The following is an 18,862-nucleotide window of genomic DNA, read 5'->3' as shown; positions in this document are numbered from 1 at the left end:
GTGCCCGAGTGGTCGCCCGGACACAGACCCCTGACAAAGTAGCGCTTCTGACGGGATTGTCCAGCCCGGGCCCGCACCTCGGGAACAGAAGGCGCCCGGCGTTCGTAGACTGGGTGACCGTGACCCTTCCTCCCGGCTCGTTCCCCGGCGCTCAGCCCGGTGCGCGCAGCGGGCCGAGCGCGACTCCCGCGGCGGCCTACCTCGACCACGCCGCGACGACGCCGCTCTCGGCGGCCGCACGTGACGCGTTCGTCGACGAGCTCTCGCGCACGGGCAACCCGTCGTCGCTGCACGCGGCCGGGCGTGCCGCGCGACGCACGGTCGAGGAGGCGCGCGAGTCGGTCGCGGCGGCGCTCGGCGCCCGTCCGAGCGAGGTCGTGTTCACGGCGGGCGGTACCGAGGCCGACAATCTCGCGATCAAGGGCCTGTTCTGGGGTCGGCGCACGACCGACCCGGGCCGGCGCCGGATCGTCGTCTCCGCCGTCGAGCACCACGCGGTGCTCGACCCGGCGTTCTGGATGGCGGCGCACGCAGGAGCGGAGATCGTGCTGCTGCCCGTCGACGGCGAGGGTCGCGTCGACCTGGCCGCGCTGCGCGCCGAGATCGCGGCGCACGCCGACGAGATCGCGCTGATCTCGGTCATGTGGGCCAACAACGAGGTCGGGACGGTCCAGCCGGTCACCGAGGTCGTGCAGCTCGCCCGCCCGCACGGCATCCCCGTGCACTCCGACGCCGTGCAGGCCGTCGGGCAGGCGCCGGTCGACTTCGCCGCGAGCGGCCTCGACGCGATGACGGTCTCGGGCCACAAGCTCGGCGGTCCGGTCGGGGTGGGCGCGCTCCTCGCGCGCCGGGACGCGCCGCTCACGCCCGTCCTGCACGGCGGCGGCCAGGAGCGCGGCGTCCGGTCCGGGACGCTCGACGCCCCCGCGATCCGCGCGTTCGGCGTCGCGGTCGCGGAGGCGGTCGCCCACCGGGAGGAGCGCGCCGCGCACCTGGCGGCGCTGCGCGACGACCTCGTCGCGGGCGTACGCCGCCTCGTCCCCGACGCCGTGCTCAGCGGGCCGGAGCCCGCTGCCCCGCCCGGACCGGGCACCGTGCGCCGCCTGCCGGGCAACGCCCACTTCACGTTCCCGGGGGCCGAGGGCGACTCGCTGCTCTACCTGCTCGACTCGGCGGGCGTGCAGGCCTCGACCGGCTCGGCGTGCCAGGCTGGCGTGCCGCAGCCGTCGCACGTCCTGCTCGCGATGGGCGTCGCCGAGCCGGACGCGCGCGGGGCGCTGCGGTTCTCGCTGGGCGCCACGTCCACGCACGACGACGTCACGCGCCTCCTTGACGCCCTGCCCGCCGCGGTGGACCGCGCGCGAGCGGCGGGGCTGGCCTCCGGGCCGACGCGCGCCGCCGTCCCGAGCCGCACCGGGGGTGCCGCATGAGGGTGCTCGCCGCCATGTCGGGCGGTGTCGACTCGGCCGTCGCCGCGGCGCTCGCGGTCGAGGCCGGCCACGAGGTCGTCGGGGTGCACATGGCGCTGTCGCGCAACCGGGACCAGTTCCGCACGGGCTCGCGGGGGTGCTGCTCGATCGAGGACGCGGGCGACGCGCGGCGTGCGGCCGACGTCCTCGGCATCCCGTACTACGTGTGGGACCTGTCGGAGCGGTTCGAGGACACGGTCGTCGCCGACTTCCTCGCCGAGTACGAGGCGGGGCGCACGCCGAACCCGTGCGTGCGGTGCAACGAGCACATCAAGTTCGAGGCGCTGCTCGACAAGGCGACGGCGCTCGGCTTCGACGCCGTCGCGACGGGGCACTACGCGCGCGTCGTCACGCGCGAGGTCAAGGACGGCGCCGGGGCTGCGCGGGTCGTGCGGGAGCTGCACAGGTCCCCGAACACGGCGAAGGACCAGTCCTACGTCCTCGCGGTGATGGGGCCTGAGCGGCTCGCACGCGCGATGTTCCCCCTCGGCGACTTCGCGTCGAAGGACGAGGTGCGCGCCGAGGCCGCGCGCCGCGGCCTGTCGGTCTCCGCGAAGCCCGACTCGTACGACATCTGCTTCGTCGCCGACGGCGACACGCAGGGCTTCCTGCGCTCGCGGCTCGGAGCGCGCCCGGGCGAGATCGTCGACGTCGAGGGCCGGGTGCTCGGCGAGCACGACGGCGCGTACGCCTACACCGTCGGGCAGCGCAAGGGCCTCGGGGTCGACCGGCCGGCGCCGGACGGGCGGCCGCGGTACGTGCTCGACGTGCAGCCCACGAGCAACCGGGTCGTGGTCGGCCCGGCCGAGCTGCTCAGCGTCGACCGGGTCGAGGCCGGTGCGGCGGTGTGGTTCGACGGTGTGCTGCGCGCCGACCACGCTGGCACTGCCGGACCGGGCGCCGTCGCGGCCCCGGGCGAGTGGTTCGACGCCGAGGTGCAGGTCCGCGCGCACGGGGCCCCCGTGCCGGCGCGCGTCCGCGCGGTGCCCGCAGAGGTTCCCGGTGATGCTCGGAGCACCACGGGCGCGATGGAGGTCGAGCTCACCGGCGCGCCCCTGCGCGGCGTCGCCGCGGGACAGTCGCTTGTCGTCTACGCGGGCACGCGCGTGCTCGGCCAGGCCACGGTCGACCGGGCGTACCGCGCTCGTGCGGCCGGTGCCCCGGCGTCCGCCGGAGCGGGTCAGGCGGCCGGAGCGGGGACGGCGTCCTGAACCGGCGCCCGCGTGAGCGCGTGCACCAGGGCGGACTCGTCCCGGACGCACCAGTGCTCGCACTCGCGCCCGTCCGTGAACCGCAGCACGTGCATCTCGCGCACGCAGAAGCGTCGTCCGGTCGGCGCGAGGCCGCGGAAGAACCCCGTGTGACGGCCGCTGAACTCGACGTGGAGCGCGACGAGGTCGCCCTCCGCGACGGCGTGCAGGACCTCGACGCGCTGGTCCTCGAACGCGTCGGAGTACCAGTGCATCGTCGCGACGAGGCCCTCGGCGCCGCCGTCGCAGCCGGGGGCGGGGTCGTGGTTGCGGAACCCCGGTGCGAGCAGCCGCGCGAGCGCGTCGGCGTGGTTGCCCGGGATCGCCTGCGTGTGCGCGGCGATCGCCGCGGCCTTGTTGTCGTGCGTGCCCATGTCGGCGCCCTTCCGCAGGACGGGCCGCGCGGCCCCCGGGCCCCGGCGGGGCGTCGGCGCGGCTCGGTACTCAGTGTGCTCCAGGAGAGAGGACGTCCGCACGTGATTCGTGACGAGGAGGTGCCCGCGACCCGCGGGTGCACACCCCGGTCCGGGAAGCCGTCCGTGCAGGAGGGCTGGGCGTGATCGCGGTGAGCGGGTCCGGGCCCTGGCCCGGCGGTGAGGGGACGGACGTCCTCGAGGCGCAGCTCACGGTGCTCGGCGACCTCGCCGCGCTGCCGACGGGGGTGCGGGGCGTGCCGTTCCTCGTCCAGCTCCCCGGGCGCGGGCCCGGTGCCGACGCCGTCGGTCGCACCGGCGCGCTGCTGCCCGGGCTTCCGGTCGAGCTGGGGCCGCACGGCTGGAAGCTCGCCGACCACCCGGGCGCCGACCTGCGCCGGTCCCAGGCGTACCTGCGCGACGACCTCGAGGCGCTCGCGATCGCGAGCGCCGGGTACGCGGGCCCGCTGACCGTGGCGGTGACGGGCCCGTGGACCCTCGCCGCCGAGCTGTACCTCGCACGCGGCGACCGCGTCCTGTCGGACCGTGGCGCGGTGCGCGAGCTCGTGGCCGCGCTCGCCGTCGCCGTGGGCGAGCACGTCGCCGAGGTCCGTCGGCAGGTCCCGGGAGCGGACGTCGTCGTGCAGCTCGACGAGCCCCTGCTCGCCCCGGTGGGCGCGGGCGTGCTCCCGACCTTCTCGGGGTCCGCCCGTCTGCGCGCGGTCCCGGGGCCGGACCTCGTGGACGGGTTGCGGCCGGTGCTCGACGCCGTCCGCACGGCCGGGGCGACGAGCGTCGTCCACGTGGGGTCGGCCTGGGTCGGGATCGCTCCCGTCGTGCTCGCGGGCGCCGACGCCGTCGGGCTCGCGATCGGCGCCTGGGACGAACGGCTGTGGGAGACGGTCGCGCGCGCCGTCGAACGGGGGTTGGGGCTCTGGGCGGCGTTGCCGCCCGCGACGGTCTCGCAGTGCGCCGGCCCCGCGCTCGGCGAGCTCGCCGACCTCGTGAGCGTGCCCTGGCGCCGCATCGGCCTGCCCCTGTCCGCGCTGGCCGACGTCACGCTGCTCGGTGCCGTCCCGGCGCGCGCGGCGGCCGGAGGCGCCGTCGGCGGCACGCCGGACGAGCACCGCGCGCTCCTCGCCAACCTCGGGCGCGTCGCCGAGGTGCTCGCGGAACGCGCGGACGCCTGAGCGGGTGCGCGGCCCGCTTCCCGACGGGGCGTCCGGCTGCGTAGGCTTGGCCACGCCCGCCCCCATTTTCTTGCGAAGGACCCCCATGCCCGTGCTGCGAGCCGTCCTGTTCGACCTCGACGGCGTCCTCACCCCCACCGCCGCGCTGCACATGCGCGCCTGGGAGCGCCTGTTCGCGCCGTTCTGCGACGCGCGCGGTCTGGCGCCGTACACCGACGCCGACTACTTCGCCTCCATCGACGGCAAGCCGCGGTACGACGGCGTCGCGACGTTCCTCGCGTCGCGCGGCGTCGAGCTGCCGCGCGGCGAGACGACCGACGATCCGGGCGAGGGCACGGTGTGCGCGCTCGGCAACCGCAAGGACGAGATCGTCAACCGCATGTTCGCCGAGGAGGGCATCACGCCCTACCCGGGCTCGGTGCGCTTCCTGGACGACGTCACGGCGGCGGGAGCGCTCGTGGCGGTGGTGTCGTCGTCGAGGAACACGCCGACCGTGCTCGCCGCGGCAGGGCTCGCCGACCGGTTCGAGGTCGTGGTCGACGGCAACGTCGCGGAGGGCGAACGCATCGCGGGCAAGCCTGCCCCCGACATGTTCCTGCGCGCCGCGGAGCTCCTCGGCGTGACTGCCGCCGAGGCGATCGTCGTCGAGGACGCGCTCTCAGGGGTCCGGGCGGGTGCGGCGGGGCGCTTCGGGCTCGTGGTCGGTGTCGACCGCGGCGTCGGCGCCGACGTGCTGCACACGAACGGCGCAGACGTCGTCGTCACGGACCTCGGCGAGCTCGACGCGTCCGTGCTCGACCGTTCCGGCTCCGCCGGCGCAGGTCCGGAGGCGGTGCGCGCATGATCCGCAAGACCGCCGACGAGCAGGGCAGCGTCGACCGCCTGCGCTTCCCGGCAGACCCGTGGCGGCTCGTCGAGTCGCAGTTCTCCGCCGAGGACCTCGGGGTGACGGAGACGCTCTTCGCGCTCGGCAACGGATACCTCGGCATGCGGGGCAACGTCGAGGAGGGCCGCGAGTCCTACGCGCACGGCACGTTCATCAACGGGTTCCACGAGACCTGGCCGATCCACCACGCCGAGGAGGCGTACGGGTTCGCGAAGATCGGGCAGACGATCGTCAACGTGCCCGACGTCAAGGTCATCCGGCTGTACGTCGACGACGAGCCGCTCCTCCTGCCGGTCGCGGACCTCATCGACTACGAGCGTTCGCTCGACCTGCACGACGGCGTGCTGCGGCGCGAGCTGCTGTGGCGCACCCCGTCGGGCAAGCGCGTCCGGGTGCGCACCGAGCGCATGGTGTCCTTCACGGAGCGGCACCTCGCGATCATGACGTTCGAGGTGACGCTGCTCGACGACGCCGCACCCGTCGCGATCTCCTCGCAGATCCTCAACCGCCAGGACGGCCAGGACGAGTACCACGTGCGCTCCGCGTCCCTCGGCGAGGGCTTCGACCCGCGCAAGGCGAACCAGTTCGCCGGCCGCGTGCTCCAGCCGCAGACGCAGTGGGGCGACGACGAGCGGCTCGTCCTGTCCTACCGGTGCACCAACTCGGGCATGACGCTCGCCGTGGCGGCGGACGACCGGCTCGAGACCGAGAACGAGTGGGACGTGCGCACCCAGGTCGAGGAGGACCTCGCCAAGCACGTCTTCCGGGTGCACGCCGAGCCCGGCAGGCCGATCCGGCTCACCAAGACCGTCGCTTACCACACGTCGCGCGGCATCCCCTCGCGCGAGCTCGTCGACCGCTGTCGCCGCACGCTCGACCGGACCAAGGACACCGGGGTCGAGGCGCTCCTGGCGCACCAGCGCGAGTGGCTCGACGACTTCTGGGCACGCTCCGACGTCGAGATCCCCAACCGGCCGGAGATCCAGCAGGCCGTGCGGTGGAACCTCTTCCAGCTCGCCCAGGCGACCGCGCGCGCCGAGGGCAACGGCGTCCCCGCGAAGGGCCTCACCGGCTCCGGCTACAGCGGGCACTACTTCTGGGACACCGAGATCTACGTCCTGCCGTTCCTCACGTACACCAGCCCGCGGTACGCCCGCAACGCCCTGCGCTTCCGCTACCAGATGCTCGACGCGGCGCGCCGTCGTGCGCACGACCTCTCGCAGAAGGGCGCGCTGTTCCCCTGGCGCACCATCAACGGCGAGGAGGCGTCCGCGTACTACGCCGCGGGCACCGCGCAGTACCACATCGACGCCGACGTCAGCTACGCGCTCGTGCAGTACGTCCGCGCCACCGGCGACACCGACTTCCTGCGCCGCGAGGCCGTCGACATCCTCGTCGAGACCGCGCGCATGTGGGAGGACCTCGGCTTCTGGCGCGCAAACGGCGACGACAACTTCCACATCCACGGCGTCACGGGCCCCGACGAGTACACGACCGTCGTCAACGACAACCTGTTCACCAACGTCATGGCGCGCTTCAACCTGCGCGCCGCCGCCCACGTCGTCGAGGTCATGAAGGAGCAGTACCCCGACGACTACGCGCGCCTCGTCGAACGGCTCGGCCTGCGCGTCGACGAGACGACGGAGTGGCGCCGCGCCGCGGACCACATGTCGATCCCGTTCGCGGAGAGCATCGGCATCCACCCGCAGGACTCGCACTTCCTCGAGCGCGAGATCTGGGACCTCGCCAACACCCCGCCGGGCAAGCGACCCCTCCTGCTGCACTACCACCCGCTGGTCATCTACCGCTACCAGGTGCTCAAGCAGGCGGACGTCGTCCTCGCGCTGTTCCTCCAGGGCAAGCACTTCACACCCGAGGAGAAGCTCGCCGACTTCGAGTACTACGACCCGTTGACGACCGGCGACTCGACGCTGTCCGGCGTCGTGCAGTCGATCATCGCCGCCGAGGTCGGGTACCACGAGCTCGCGCTTGAGTACTTCGTCTCCTCGCTCTTCGTGGACCTCGCGAACCTCCACGCCAACGCGGCCGACGGCGTCCACGTCGCCTCCGCGGGTGGCACGTGGTCGGCGCTCGCGTGCGGGTTCGGCGGCATGCGCGACGACAACGGCGAGCTCACCTTCGACCCGCGTCTGCCGCAGGGCTGGGAGTCGCTGACCTACCGCGTCACGTGGCACGGCTCACGCCTGCGCGTCACCGTGCTGCCCGACGCGCTCGAGATCGATGCGGAGACCGGCGACGGCGCGCAGGTCGGCGTGCGCGGCGAGCAGGTCAAGGTCGTCCCCGGCGAGGTCACCCGCATCCCGCTCGACGGCCAGGGACCCGTGCGCCCCGGCCGCCCGAGCCTGCGCGCGCTCTCCGGCAACCGCCGCGAGGACGGCACCCTCATCACCGCGACGGTCCCGCACTCCTGAGCCCGGTGTCCCCACTGCCGAGGTAGAACCGCGGTCTGCCGAGGTAGAACGGTGGTCGCGCGAGGTAGAACCGTGGTCACTGTCCGACGGCGCGTGGTCGGCTGGGGTGTCGGGGTGGGTGGGGGCGCCGCGTCTTCCATCCGCGCCGCTCGTTCCTCGCGGCGCTCCCGCCAGGCCCGACCACGACGCGGCGCCCCCACCCACCCCTCCCGGCGTCGTCTCGCCCTGGTCCGTGCGCACCCGGGCCTAGCCCGGTGCTGCGCCGAACATGTCGTTGCGGCTCGTCCTGAGCACCTGACGGGCGACAACCGCATGCTCGACTGGCCGGGATCGCATGGTCGCCACAGCACGGGCCGCACCGCCTCGCCCCGCACGGCGCCGCCCGCCGTCGCGTCGCCCTCTCCCGACCACGGTTCTACTTCGCCCGACCACGGTTCTACCTCGGCAGACCAGAGTTCTACTTCGGCGGGCTGGGGCGGCACCGATCGCAGGTGAGGTGATCGCTGAGCGGGTGGGGCGGCGTCGGATGCGAAGGGCGTCAAGGCCGCGCTCCCCAGACCCACGCCCGACGGACCACGGCGACGGCGCGGACAGCCCGAGCACCGACGCCGCCCCACCCGCGGACCCGACCACAAGCTGCCCGACGCACCCCAAGCACCGACGCCGCCCCACCCGCGGACCCGACCACGGACCGCCCGACGCAGCCCGAACACCGACGCCAGGCGTCAGGCGAGGCGTTCGGTGAGGAAGCGGTAGTGCACTGCTGCCATGTGGGCGGCCTGGGCGTTGTTCGCGGCGCCGCCGTGGCCGCCCTCGATGTTCTCGTAGTACGTGACGTCCTTGCCCTCGCCGAGCATCTTCGCGGCGAGCTTGCGCGCGTGGCCGGGGTGGACGCGGTCGTCCTTGGTCGACGTCGTGAAGAGCACGGGCGGGTACTCGCGCTCGGCGTCGAACAGGTGGTACGGCGAGAACGTGCGGAGGAACTCCCACTGCTCAGGGTCGTCCGGATCGCCGTACTCGGCGGCCCACGACGCGCCCGCGAGGAGCTTCGTGTACCGCTTCATGTCGAGCAGCGGGACGCCGACGATGACGGCCGCGAAGAGGTCCGGGTACTGGGTGAGCATGTTCCCCGCGAGCAGGCCACCGTTGGACCGGCCTTCCGTGCCGAGGTGCTCGTGCGTGGTGATGCCTCGGGCCATGAGGTCGCGCGCGACGGCGGCGAAGTCCTCGTACGCGCGGTGGCGGTCTGCCTTGAGCGCGGCCTGGTGCCATGCGGGGCCGTACTCGCCGCCGCCGCGGATGTTCGCGACGACATACACGCCACCTTGGGCGAGCCACGCCCGGCCGAGCGCGCCGGAGTAGCCGGGGGTCAGGGAGATCTCGAACCCGCCGTACCCGTAGAGGAGCGTCGGCGCGCGGCCGGGGCCGCCCGGCTCGCCGTTCCCGCCCTCGGTCTCACCGCCGCCGTCCGGCGCACCGGTCACGAGGTCGGCCCGGCCGACGACGAAGTACGGCACGCGCGTGCCGTCGTCGGACGTGGCGAAGTGCTGGGCGACGCTCATGCCGGACGCGTCGAAGAACGCCGGGTTGGACTTGAGGACCTCGGGCTCGCCCACGTCTCCCGCGTGCTCGCCGAGCGACAGGAGGGACAGCGTCGTGGGGGTGAGGTAGTCGGTCGTGACGAGCCAGAGGTCGTCGGTGTCGACCGGGTCGACCGCGCCGACGGCGACGGTGCCGAGCTCGGGCAGGCCGCCGAGGGGCGTGCGCTCCCACGGCGCGTCGGCCGCGGCGTCGGCGGCCCCGAGGTCGGGCGGGGTGAGCACGTGCAGCCGGTTCTTCACGTCGTCGAGGACGTTGACGACGAGGTGGTGACGGGTCCAGGTCGCGCCGGCGAGCGACGTCGTCGGGGTGGGCTCGAAGAGCACGGCGAAGCCTCGGTCACCGGCGAGGAAGTCCTCGAACCGGGCCGCGAGCAGCGAGCCCGCCCGGTACGTGCTCCCGCCGACGGTCCAGTCGTCGCGCAGCTCGACGAGCATCCACTCGCGTCGCACGCCGACCTCGGCCGAGTCGGGCACGTCGATCTTCGTCAGGCGCTGCTCGGCGGTGCCGGGGTGCTCGGCGAGGTAGAGCTCGTCGGAGTAGAACGCCTTGGAGCGGTGCACGAAGTCGCGCTCGAAGCCCGGGGTGTGCGACCGCCAGGCCGAGATGTACATGTCCTCGTCGGTGCCCTCGTAGACCGTCGTGGCCGCCTCGAGCGGGGTGCCGCGCCGCCAGAGCTTCACGACGCGCGGGTAGCCCGACGGCGTGAGCGAGCCATCCCCGAAGTCGGTGTAGACGTAGACGGTGTCGGCGTCGACCCAGCCGAGCGCGCCCTTGGCCTCGGCGCGGTGGAAGCCGCCGTCGGCGGGCTCGACGAAGCGCTTCTCGACGAGGTCGAACTCGCGCGTGACGTCGGCGTCGGAGCCGCCGGGGGAGAGCTCGACGAGCGCGTGCCGCCACGGCGCGCCGGCGGCGAGCTGCTCCGGCGTGGGACGCAGGACGGACGCCCCGTGCCAGACCCAGCTCTCGCCCTCGGCCGCTGCGAGCGCGTCGAGGTCGAGCACGGTCTCCCAGTCGGGGGCGTCCGTGCGGTAGGAGTCGAGGGTGGTACGACGCCAGACGCCGCGCTCGTGCCGGGCGTCGCGCCAGAAGTTGTAGTAGTGCTCGCCGATCTTCGAGACCTCGGGGATCTTCGCGTCGGAGTCGAGCACCTCGCGGATCGCCGCCTCGGTGGCGGCGAACTCGTCTGCTGCCTCGAGGGTGTGCGCGACCTCGGCGTTGCGGGCGCGCACCCAGGTGAGGGCCTCGTCGCCGTCGACGTCCTCGAGCCAGAGATAGGGGTCGTGAGGTGCGTCGTCGTGCCCGGGCGTCGTCGTGGCGGTGGTCTGCTCGGCGGTCATGGTCACCCACCCTACGGCGCACCAGGCCCGGCGGGACCAAAGACCTGTGTTCGGGGCGACACCCCGTAGCGCTTGTTCGCCGTGGTGCCTTGTGAAAACATTCACAAGTAGTCAGACCGCCGAAGGAGCCGGGGCAACCGGCCTCGGCACACCCGCGGCCCGCACGCCCGGCGAGGCCGGGCACCGGAGGGGACGCATGAGCGCGAAGGGCGCCAGCACGAAGGTCGGAGGCACGGACGCGGCTCGTACGGACGAGACTCGCACCCGCACGACGGAGGAGATCGACGTCCTCGTGGAGCGGGCGCGCAAGGCTCTCGACCAGTACATGGGCCTCACGCAGGAGGACGTCGACCGCATCGTCCTCAAGGCGTCGGTCGCCGGCCTGAGCAAGCACGGTCACCTCGCGCAGATGGCCGTCGCGGAGACCGGCCGCGGGGTCTTCGAGGACAAGGCGACGAAGAACATCTTCGCGTGCGAGCACGTGCCGAACTCGATGGCGAACCTCAAGACCGTCGGCGTGATCGGCCGCGACGCGCTCACGGGCGTCGTGGAGATCGCCGAGCCGGTCGGGGTCGTGTGCGCCGTGACGCCGGTGACCAACCCGACGTCGACGACGATCTTCAAGTCGCTCATCGCGCTCAAGACGCGCAACCCCATCGTCTTCGCCTTCCACCCGAGCGCGCAGCGCAGCTCCGCGGAGGCGGCGCGCATCGTGCGCGACGCCGCGGTGGCGGCCGGCGCGCCGGACGACTGCATCCAGTGGGTCGAGCACCCCTCGATCGACGCGACGAGCACGCTCATGCACCACCCGGGCGTCTCGCTCATCCTGGCCACGGGCGGCAACGGCATGGTCCGCGCGGCGTACTCCGCGGGCAAGCCCGCGCTCGGCGTCGGTGCGGGCAACGTCCCCGCGTACGTCGAGAAGAGCGCCGACCTCGGGCGCGCGATCAACGACGTCGTCATGTCGAAGTCGTTCGACAACGGCATGGTGTGCGCGTCGGAGCAGGCGCTCATCCTCGACGACGCGATCTACGACGACGCGATGCGCGAGCTCGACCGTCTCCACGCCTACCGGGCGACGCCCGCCGAGAAGGCGATGCTCGAGCGGCTCGTCTTCGGGGTCGAGGCCACGGGGGCGAACTGCGCGGGTGCGAAGCTCAACCCGAAGGTCGTCGGCCAGTCGCCCGTGTGGATCGCGCGCGAGGCCGGGTTCGAGGTGCCCGACGACACGTCGATCATCCTCGCGGAGATCGACGACGTCGGCCCGCACGAGCCCCTGAGCCGCGAGAAGCTCACGCCCGTCCTCGCCGTGCTCCGGGCGCGGGACACCGAGCACGGCGTCACGCTCGCCGAGCGCATGGTCGAGCTCGACGGCCTGGGCCACTCGGCCGCGATCCACACGTCCGACGAGGCGCTCGTCGAGCGGTACGGTTCGCGCGTCAAGGCGGTGCGCGTGCTGTGGAACAGCCCGACGTCGCTCGGCGGCATCGGCGACATCTACAACGCGCTGCTCCCGTCCCTGACCCTCGGGTGCGGCAGCTACGGCGCCAACTCGGTGTCGAACAACGTGTCCGCGGTCAACCTCATCAACGTCAAGCGGATCGGTCGGCGCAACAACAACATGCAGTGGTTCAAGGTCCCCGCGAAGACGTACTTCGAGCCGAACTCCATCCAGTACCTCGCGCAGATGCGCGACGTGCACCGCGTCACGATCGTCACCGACAAGGTCATGAGCCGCATCGGCGTCGTCGACCGCCTGCTCGACGTCCTCGCGCGCCGCGAGGAGAAGGTCGCGATCCAGATCATCGACTCGGTCGAGCCCGAGCCGAGCGTCGGCACGGTGAACCGCGGGGCCGAGTCCATGCGCGAGTTCCAGCCGGACACGATCGTCGCGATCGGCGGCGGCTCGCCGATGGACGCGGCGAAGGTCATGTGGCTGCGCTACGAGCACCCGGAGATCGAGTTCTCCGACATGCGCGAGAAGTTCTTCGACGTGCGCAAGCGCGCCTACAAGTTCCCCGAGCTCGGGGGCCGCGCCAAGCTCGTGTGCATCCCGACGTCGTCGGGCACGGGTGCGGAGGTGACGCCGTTCGCGGTGATCACGGACGAGGAGACGGGCTTCAAGTACCCGCTCGCCGACTACGCGCTCACCCCGACGGTCGCGATCGTCGACCCGGTGCTCACGGAGACGATGCCGGCGAGGCTCGCCGCGGACTCGGGGTTCGACGCCCTGACCCACGCGACCGAGGCGTTCGTCTCGGTCTACGCGAACGACTTCACCGACGGGCTGTGCCTCCAGGCGATCAAGATGGTCTTCGAGAGCATCGAGGAGTCGGTGACGCTCGGCTCGTCCGCGCCGAAGGCCCGCGAGCGGATGCACAACGCCGCGACCATCGCGGGCATGGCGTTCGGGTCGGCGATGCTCGGCATCGTCCACGCCATGGCGCACACCGTGGGCTCGACGTTCCACCTCGTGCACGGGCGGACCAACGCGGTGCTCCTGCCGCACGTGATCCGGTACAACGGGCAGGTGCCGACCAAGCTCACGAGCTGGCCGAAGTACGAGCGGTACGTCGCTCCCGAGCGGTTCCAGGAGATCGCGAAGCACCTCGGCCTCCCGGCGTCCACCCCGGAGGAGGGCGTCGCGTCGTACGCGCGGGCGGTCGAGGAGCTGCGCGCGAAGGTCGGCATCGAGGCGTCGTTCGCGGCGCAGGGCGTCGACGAGGCGGCGTTCATGAGCCGCCTCGACGAGCTCGCGCTGCGGTCCTTCGAGGACCAGTGCGCCCCCGCCAACCCGCGGATGCCGGTCCTCGAGGACATGCGCGACATCCTCGTGGCCGCCTACCGCGGCTCCAGCCGCGAGGAGGTGCGGGCCGACCGCCTCGCGGCGGCCCCCGGACCGCAGGACGGGCAGGCGGCGACGCCGCGTGCCGAGACCGTGGCGGCCGGCTGACCCTTCCCGGCACCACCACCGACCCGGTGCCCGACGGCGCGACGCCCCTCCCGCCGTCGGGCACCGTCATGCTCGGGACGGTCAGTCGTGCGCTCCCGGGCGGACGAGACCGGCCTCGTAGGCGAGGATGACGAGCTGCACGCGGTTCGTCAGACCGACCTTGGTGAGCAGCGACCGCACGTGGCTCTTCACGGTGGCCTCCGTGAGGTGGAGCTCGGCGCCGACCTCGCGGTTCGACAGCCCGCGCGCGACGGCGAGCAGCACCTCGCGCTCGCGCGGGGTGGCCGCGGCCAGGCCGCGGACGGGGCTCCGGGCCGCGCCGGGTGCGGCGTCGTCGGGCGCGAGCGGTGCCTGCCGGGCGAGCTCGACGTACGTCGAGATGATGCGCCCGGTCACGGCCGGGTCGAGCAGCGAGTCGCCCGCCCGGACGCGGTGCACAGCGTCGACGAGCGTCTGCGGGTCGGCGTCCTTGAGCAGGAACCCCGCCGCGCCGGCGCGCAGCGCGCCGTACACGTACTCGTCGTCGTCGAACGTCGTGAGCACGAGCGTGCGGACCCCGGCGAGGTCGGGGTCGGCGACGATGCGCGCCGTCGCCTCGATCCCGTCGAGCCGGGGCATGCGCACGTCCATGAGCACGACGTCGGGACGCAGCGCGCGCGCCATGGACACCGCCGTCTCGCCGTCGCCCGCCTCGCCCACGACGGTCACGTCCGGCTCGTTGTCGAGGATCATCCGCAGCCCGAGGCGGATCGTCGCCTGGTCGTCCACGACGACGACGCGCACCGGCGCAGCGGTCGCCTCCACCGCGCCCGGCAGGTCGGGGGCGCTCACGCGTCCACCTGCGTCGGGATCCACGCGTCGACGGCCCAGCCGCCCTTCCCGTCGGGTCCGGCGATCAGCGCGCCGCCGGCGGCGAGCGCGCGCTCGCGCATGTTCGTGAGGCCGTGGCCCACCCGGTCTCCCGAGGTCGGCAGGGGCGGCCCGGCGTCGTGCACCCGCACGAGCAGCCGCTGGTCGTCGTGGGACACGGTCACGACGACGTCGCGCGCGAGGGAGTGGAGCAGCACGTTGGTCAAGGCCTCCTGGGCGATGCGGACGACGGCGAGGCCCGACCCGGCGCTCGTCGTCGGCCAGGGGTCGGGCAGGGTGAGGTCGACGACGCGGCCCGCGTCGCGCAGGCGGCGGGCGGCCGCCCGCAGCTCGTCGGGGGCCTGCTCGGCGGCGGGGGTCGGGGCGAGCGCGGCCGTGCCGCCGTCGGCCTCGGTGCCCCGGCGCAGCACCTGCACGACCGAGCGCATCGCGGTGAGGGCCTGCTTGCCCTCGTCGCTGATCCAGCGCACCGCGTCGGCCGGGGCGTCCGGCTGGTTCGCCGCGACGCGGTCCGCGGCCTGCGCCCGCACGACGATCGCCGACATGTGGTGCGCGACGACGTCGTGCAGCTCGCGCGCGATGCGCGTGCGCTCGGCGAGCACCGCACGCTCGGCCAGCTCGGCCTGCAGCGCCTGGAGCTCCGCGTTGCGCTCGCGCAGCCGCTCCGACGTCACGGCGAGCCGCCGGAAGAAGTAGCCCGCTGCGGTCGCCCCGAGCACGAGCGCGACGACGACCACCACGTCGGACGGCGATCGCGTCACCCAGAGCCAGCCGGGGTCGAACGGGTAGGGCGGCAGGGCGAGCCGCGGGCGCTCGGAGAGGAGCAGGGAGAACGCCGACAGGCCGCCGGCGATGCCCGCGAGCGGCCACGGGACCGCCCCCGACCGCGTCGCGGCGAACCCTGCGACCATGAGCGGCACGACCTCGAAGTAGGACTGGAACGTCCAGGGCAGGCACAGCGGGTACACCATCGCCGTCGCCCAGAAGAGCGGTCCCGGGGCGACGCGCCGCACCGCGAGGGTCACCACGATCCAGGCGCCGACCCAGTGGTAGGACTCGATCGAGCGGGGGTACCAGTAGTCGCCGCGCTGCAGGACCGTCACGACCGAGAACCACACGACGCCCACCGACAGGGCGACCGCGAGGTCCTGCGCCCAGACGGGCAGACGGGTCGGAGGGGGCACGCGTCCACCGTAGCCGGGGGCCGTCCGGACCGGCACCGCCCGGAGTGGGTACGTCACCGTCCCGGTCTCCGCCCCAGGGCGGAACGACGTCGGGCCGTGGTGGGACCCTGGACGCCCGGGTGCACCGGACGGCGGGGGCGAGGTGCCGCCGTCGGGTCGATGTGGCGGCGGCACCCGGACGGCGAGCCTCGGACCATGACCACGACACCTCTCCAGCCGCGCCCCCCGGTCCGCCACCTCCCCGCCCGGGGGCGACGCCGCCGTGCCCGACGCGCGGTCCTCGTCCTCGCGGCGATCGCCGCCGGGGGCGTCACGGCGGGCGCGGTCCACGTCCTGCGCGCGGCGTCCGACGAGGGCGGCTCCGCGTCGGCGGTCGCGTCGTCCACCGCGGGGGGGACCGCGGCGACCGGGCTCGACCCCGAGCTCGAGCGGCGCTTCCACGAGGCGCGCGCCGCCGCGGACGCCGACGGCGTCGAGCTCACCCTCACCTCGGGCTGGCGCACCGCCGCCGAGCAGCAGGACCTCGTCGACGCGTCGCTCGAGCGCTACGGGTCGGCCGCGGAGGCGCACCGCTGGGTGCTGCCGCCGGAGACGTCGGAGCACGTCGCGGGCCTGGCGATCGACGTCGGACCGACCGACGGCGCGCTCTGGCTCGAGCAGCACGGGGCGGACTTCGGTCTGTGCCGCACCTACGCGAACGAGCTGTGGCACTTCGAGGCCGTGATCGAGCCTGGTGGCACGTGCCCGCCGATGCACGAGGACGCCTCCCACGGGTGGGGGTGATCGCCCAGCGGGAGACGGATGTCGGCGGTCCGCGCGATGATGTCCCGGTGAGCGAGAGCACCCCCGCGACGTCCGCCCCGACCACCCCGACCACGACGGAGCCGGACGCCCCCGAGCCGGCGTCGGCCGCCGGGCTCGACGAGGCCGCCGCCCAGCGGCGCTGGGCCGAGCTCGTCGCGCAGATCGAGGCGGACCAGCGCGCGTACTACGAGGAGGACCAGCCGGTCTCCTCCGACGCCGAGTACGACGCCCGGATGCACGAGCTCCAGGCGCTCGAGGCGGCGCACCCCGCGCTCCAGACGCCCGAGTCGCCGACGCAGCGGGTCGGCGGGCGCGCCGCCGCGGGCTTCGCGACGGTCCAGCACCTCGAGCCGATGCTCTCCCTCGACAACGCCTTCAGCGAGGAGGACCTCGCGGCCTGGGCGGCACGCGTGCACCGCGACCTCGGGGTCGGCACGGACGCCGGCGTCGAGTACCTGTGCGAGGTCAAGATCGACGGCCTCGCGATCGCGCTGCTCTACGAGAAGGGGCGGCTCGTGCGGGCCGCGACGCGTGGCGACGGGCGCACGGGCGAGGACGTCACGGCGAACGTCCGCACGATCACGTCGATCCCGCAGCGTCTGGCGGGCGACCCGGGGACCCACCCGGACGTCATCGAGGTCCGGGGCGAGGTGTTCATGGGCGTCGCGGACTTCGCGGCCCTGAACGAGCGGCTCGTGGCCGCCGGCCAGGACCCGTACGCGAACCCGCGCAACACCGCGGCGGGGTCGCTGCGGCAGAAGGACCCGGCCGTGACCGCGAGCCGCAACCTGCGCATGTACGCGCACGGGGTGGGTGCGCTGCAGTGGGAGGCGGGCGAGCACGCCGAGCTCGCACGGCAGTCCGACGCCTACACGCTGCTCGAGCAGTGGGGCGTGCCGGTCTCGCCGCACAACCGCGTGGTCCGCGGCCTCGACGAGGTCATGGACCGCATCGGGTACTTCGGCGAGCACCGGCACGACATCGAGCACGAGCTCGACGGCATCGTCGTCAAGGTCGACGAGCTCGCGCTGCAGCGACGGCTCGGTGCGACCAGCCGCGCGCCGCGCTGGGCGATCGCCTACAAGTACCCGCCGGAGGAGGTCAACACCCGCCTCCTCGCGATCCAGGTCGGCGTCGGGCGCACGGGCCGTGCGACCCCCTACGCGGTGATGGAGCCCGTCAAGGTCGCCGGGTCCACGGTGCGCCAGGCGACGCTGCACAACCAGGACGTCGTCAAGGCCAAGGGCGTGCGCATCGGCGACATGGTCGTGCTGCGCAAGGCGGGCGACGTCATCCCGGAGATCCTCGGCCCGGTGGCGGCGCTCGCGGACGACGGGTACCCGCGCGAGGACTTCGTCATGCCCGCGGACTGCCCGGAGTGCGGGACGCCCCTGCGCCCCATGAAGGAGGGCGACGTCGACCTGCGCTGCCCCAACGCCGAGTCGTGCCCGGCGCAGGTGCGCGGGCGCGTCGAGCATGTCGGCTCGCGTGGCGGGCTCGACGTCGAGGTGCTGGGCGAGGTCACGGCAGCCGCGCTCACGCAGCCGCTCGAGCCTGCCGAGCCGCCGCTGCGGACCGAGGCGGGACTCTTCGAGCTGAGCGTCGAGCAGCTCGTCCCGATCCGCGTCGTGGTGCGCGACTCCGAGACCGGGCTGCCGCGCCCCTACGACGGGACGGGCGAGCCCGCGGAGATCACGATGCCCGACGGCTCGACCGCCACCGTGAAGTCCGTGTGGCCGTTCCGGAAGAAGCGCAAGCTCGCCAAGGCCGCGGAGCGCGAGGCGGTCGAGGCGGGGGAGCCGCTCTTCGAGGCGTCGACGAACGCGACGAAGCTCGTCGAGGAGCTCGAGCTCGCCAAGACCAAGGACCTGTGGCGCATCCTCGTGAGCCTCAACATCCGGCACGTCGGGCCGGTCGCGGCCCGCGCGCTCGCGGACTGGTTCGGCTCGCTCGAGGCGATCCGCGCCGCGACGCGCGACGAGCTCGCCGCGGTCGAGGGGGTCGGGCCCGTCATCGCGGACCAGGTCGTCGAGTGGTTCACGGTCGACTGGCACGTCGAGATCGTCGACCGCTGGCGCGCGGCCGGGGTGCGGTTCGAGATCCCCGACCACCCGGGTCCGGGCGCCCGGCAGGAGCCCGCCGGGCCGCTCGCCGGCCTGACCGTCGTCGTCACGGGATCGCTCGAGGGCTTCAGCCGCGACGGCGCCAAGGAGGCCGTGATCGCGGCCGGCGGCAAGGCGTCGGGGTCGGTCTCGAAGAAGACGGACTACGTCGTCGTGGGCGAGAACGCCGGCTCCAAGGAGACCAAGGCACGCGACCTGGGCCTCCCGATCCTCGACGAGGAGGGCTTCGTCGCGCTGCTCGAGGGCGGCCCGGTCGCCGTCGCGCACCTCCTTCCGCCGTCCGAGGACGACGGCGCGGAGCGCTGAGCTGGCCGCGACGGGGCCGCCGGGCGACGACGTCGTGCAGGCG

12 protein-coding genes are annotated in these 18,862 nt (G+C 73.8%); 8 read left to right on the top strand and 4 right to left on the bottom strand.

Annotated features, from left to right (window positions below; genetic code table 11):
* Positions 1 to 119 precede the first annotated feature (119 nt).
* Together ACMXGY_RS14550 and mnmA are read left to right on the top strand one after the other, a co-directional pair.
* Positions 120 to 1,430, top strand: a complete 1,311-nt coding sequence (locus ACMXGY_RS14550; RefSeq protein ID WP_483773698.1) for a cysteine desulfurase family protein — start codon at positions 120 to 122, stop codon at positions 1,428 to 1,430.
* Positions 1,427 to 2,680: a tRNA 2-thiouridine(34) synthase MnmA gene (mnmA, locus tag ACMXGY_RS14545; protein WP_483773697.1), complete on the top strand. Its 1,254-nt coding sequence runs from the start codon at positions 1,427 to 1,429 to the stop codon at positions 2,678 to 2,680. The genes ACMXGY_RS14550 and mnmA overlap by 4 nt, the downstream gene beginning before the upstream one ends.
* Here mnmA and ACMXGY_RS14540 read toward each other — a convergent pair.
* Entirely contained in the window at positions 2,650 to 3,093 is a 444-nt protein-coding gene (locus tag ACMXGY_RS14540) for an ester cyclase (protein WP_483773696.1), read from the bottom strand. The genes mnmA and ACMXGY_RS14540 overlap by 31 nt on opposite strands.
* Positions 3,094 to 3,275: 182 nt before the next feature.
* Between ACMXGY_RS14540 and ACMXGY_RS14535 the strand changes: the two genes are divergently transcribed.
* From ACMXGY_RS14535 to ACMXGY_RS14525, 3 genes are all read left to right on the top strand, one after another.
* Complete coding sequence (locus tag ACMXGY_RS14535; RefSeq protein WP_483773694.1) at positions 3,276 to 4,322, top strand: uroporphyrinogen decarboxylase/cobalamine-independent methonine synthase family protein; 1,047 nt, start codon at positions 3,276 to 3,278, stop codon at positions 4,320 to 4,322.
* An 85-nt stretch (positions 4,323 to 4,407) separates the two neighbouring features.
* Positions 4,408 to 5,166, top strand: coding sequence for an HAD family hydrolase (locus ACMXGY_RS14530; RefSeq protein WP_483773693.1), 759 nt, complete (start codon positions 4,408 to 4,410; stop codon positions 5,164 to 5,166).
* Complete coding sequence (locus ACMXGY_RS14525; RefSeq protein WP_483773692.1) at positions 5,163 to 7,640, top strand: glycoside hydrolase family 65 protein; 2,478 nt, start codon at positions 5,163 to 5,165, stop codon at positions 7,638 to 7,640. The genes ACMXGY_RS14530 and ACMXGY_RS14525 overlap by 4 nt, the downstream gene beginning before the upstream one ends.
* Before the next feature lie 725 nt (positions 7,641 to 8,365).
* Here the strand turns inward: ACMXGY_RS14525 and ACMXGY_RS14520 are convergent.
* Complete coding sequence (locus tag ACMXGY_RS14520; protein WP_483773691.1) at positions 8,366 to 10,579, bottom strand: prolyl oligopeptidase family serine peptidase; 2,214 nt, start codon at positions 10,577 to 10,579, stop codon at positions 8,366 to 8,368.
* 196 nt (positions 10,580 to 10,775) lie between these two features.
* Here ACMXGY_RS14520 and adhE point away from each other — a divergent pair, with 196 nt between their 5' ends.
* Entirely contained in the window at positions 10,776 to 13,532 is a 2,757-nt protein-coding gene (gene adhE / locus ACMXGY_RS14515; RefSeq protein ID WP_483773690.1) for a bifunctional acetaldehyde-CoA/alcohol dehydrogenase, read from the top strand.
* Positions 13,533 to 13,613: 81 nt separating this feature from the next.
* On the opposite strand, the gene ACMXGY_RS14510 is transcribed toward adhE, so the two are convergent.
* Together ACMXGY_RS14510 and ACMXGY_RS14505 are read right to left on the bottom strand one after the other, a co-directional pair.
* Complete coding sequence (locus ACMXGY_RS14510) at positions 13,614 to 14,363, bottom strand: response regulator (RefSeq protein ID WP_483773689.1); 750 nt, start codon at positions 14,361 to 14,363, stop codon at positions 13,614 to 13,616.
* Positions 14,360 to 15,586, bottom strand: coding sequence for a sensor histidine kinase (locus tag ACMXGY_RS14505; protein ID WP_483773688.1), 1,227 nt, complete (start codon positions 15,584 to 15,586; stop codon positions 14,360 to 14,362). Before ACMXGY_RS14505 ends, ACMXGY_RS14510 begins: the two co-directional genes overlap by 4 nt.
* A 195-nt stretch (positions 15,587 to 15,781) precedes the next feature.
* Here ACMXGY_RS14505 and ACMXGY_RS14500 point away from each other — a divergent pair, with 195 nt between their 5' ends.
* On the top strand, positions 15,782 to 16,369 hold the full coding sequence (locus tag ACMXGY_RS14500; RefSeq protein WP_483773687.1) for a M15 family metallopeptidase: 588 nt from the start codon (positions 15,782 to 15,784) through the stop codon (positions 16,367 to 16,369).
* A gap of 47 nt (positions 16,370 to 16,416) precedes the next feature.
* Positions 16,417 to 18,819, top strand: coding sequence for an NAD-dependent DNA ligase LigA (ligA, locus tag ACMXGY_RS14495; protein ID WP_483773686.1), 2,403 nt, complete (start codon positions 16,417 to 16,419; stop codon positions 18,817 to 18,819).
* Positions 18,820 to 18,862 lie beyond the last annotated feature (43 nt).

This window comes from Cellulosimicrobium sp. G4 BAM 1002, from assembly GCF_057126935.1.
The sequence above is the reverse complement of the archived record's forward strand: the minus strand, read 5'-3'. Positions and strand labels throughout refer to the sequence as shown.

Bases quoted from the DNA above. Each gene is read 5' to 3' on its own strand.
- mnmA (WP_483773697.1), top strand. From the start codon at position 1,427: ATGAGGGTGCTCGCCGCCATGTCGGGCGGTGTCGACTCGGCCGTCGCC.
- ACMXGY_RS14520 (WP_483773691.1), bottom strand. From the start codon at position 10,579: ATGACCGCCGAGCAGACCACCGCCACGACGACGCCCGGGCACGACGAC.
- ACMXGY_RS14530 (WP_483773693.1), top strand. From the start codon at position 4,408: ATGCCCGTGCTGCGAGCCGTCCTGTTCGACCTCGACGGCGTCCTCACC.
- ACMXGY_RS14525 (WP_483773692.1), top strand. From the start codon at position 5,163: ATGATCCGCAAGACCGCCGACGAGCAGGGCAGCGTCGACCGCCTGCGC.
- ACMXGY_RS14500 (WP_483773687.1), top strand. From the start codon at position 15,782: ATGACCACGACACCTCTCCAGCCGCGCCCCCCGGTCCGCCACCTCCCC.
- adhE (WP_483773690.1), top strand. From the start codon at position 10,776: ATGAGCGCGAAGGGCGCCAGCACGAAGGTCGGAGGCACGGACGCGGCT.
- ACMXGY_RS14540 (WP_483773696.1), bottom strand. From the start codon at position 3,093: ATGGGCACGCACGACAACAAGGCCGCGGCGATCGCCGCGCACACGCAG.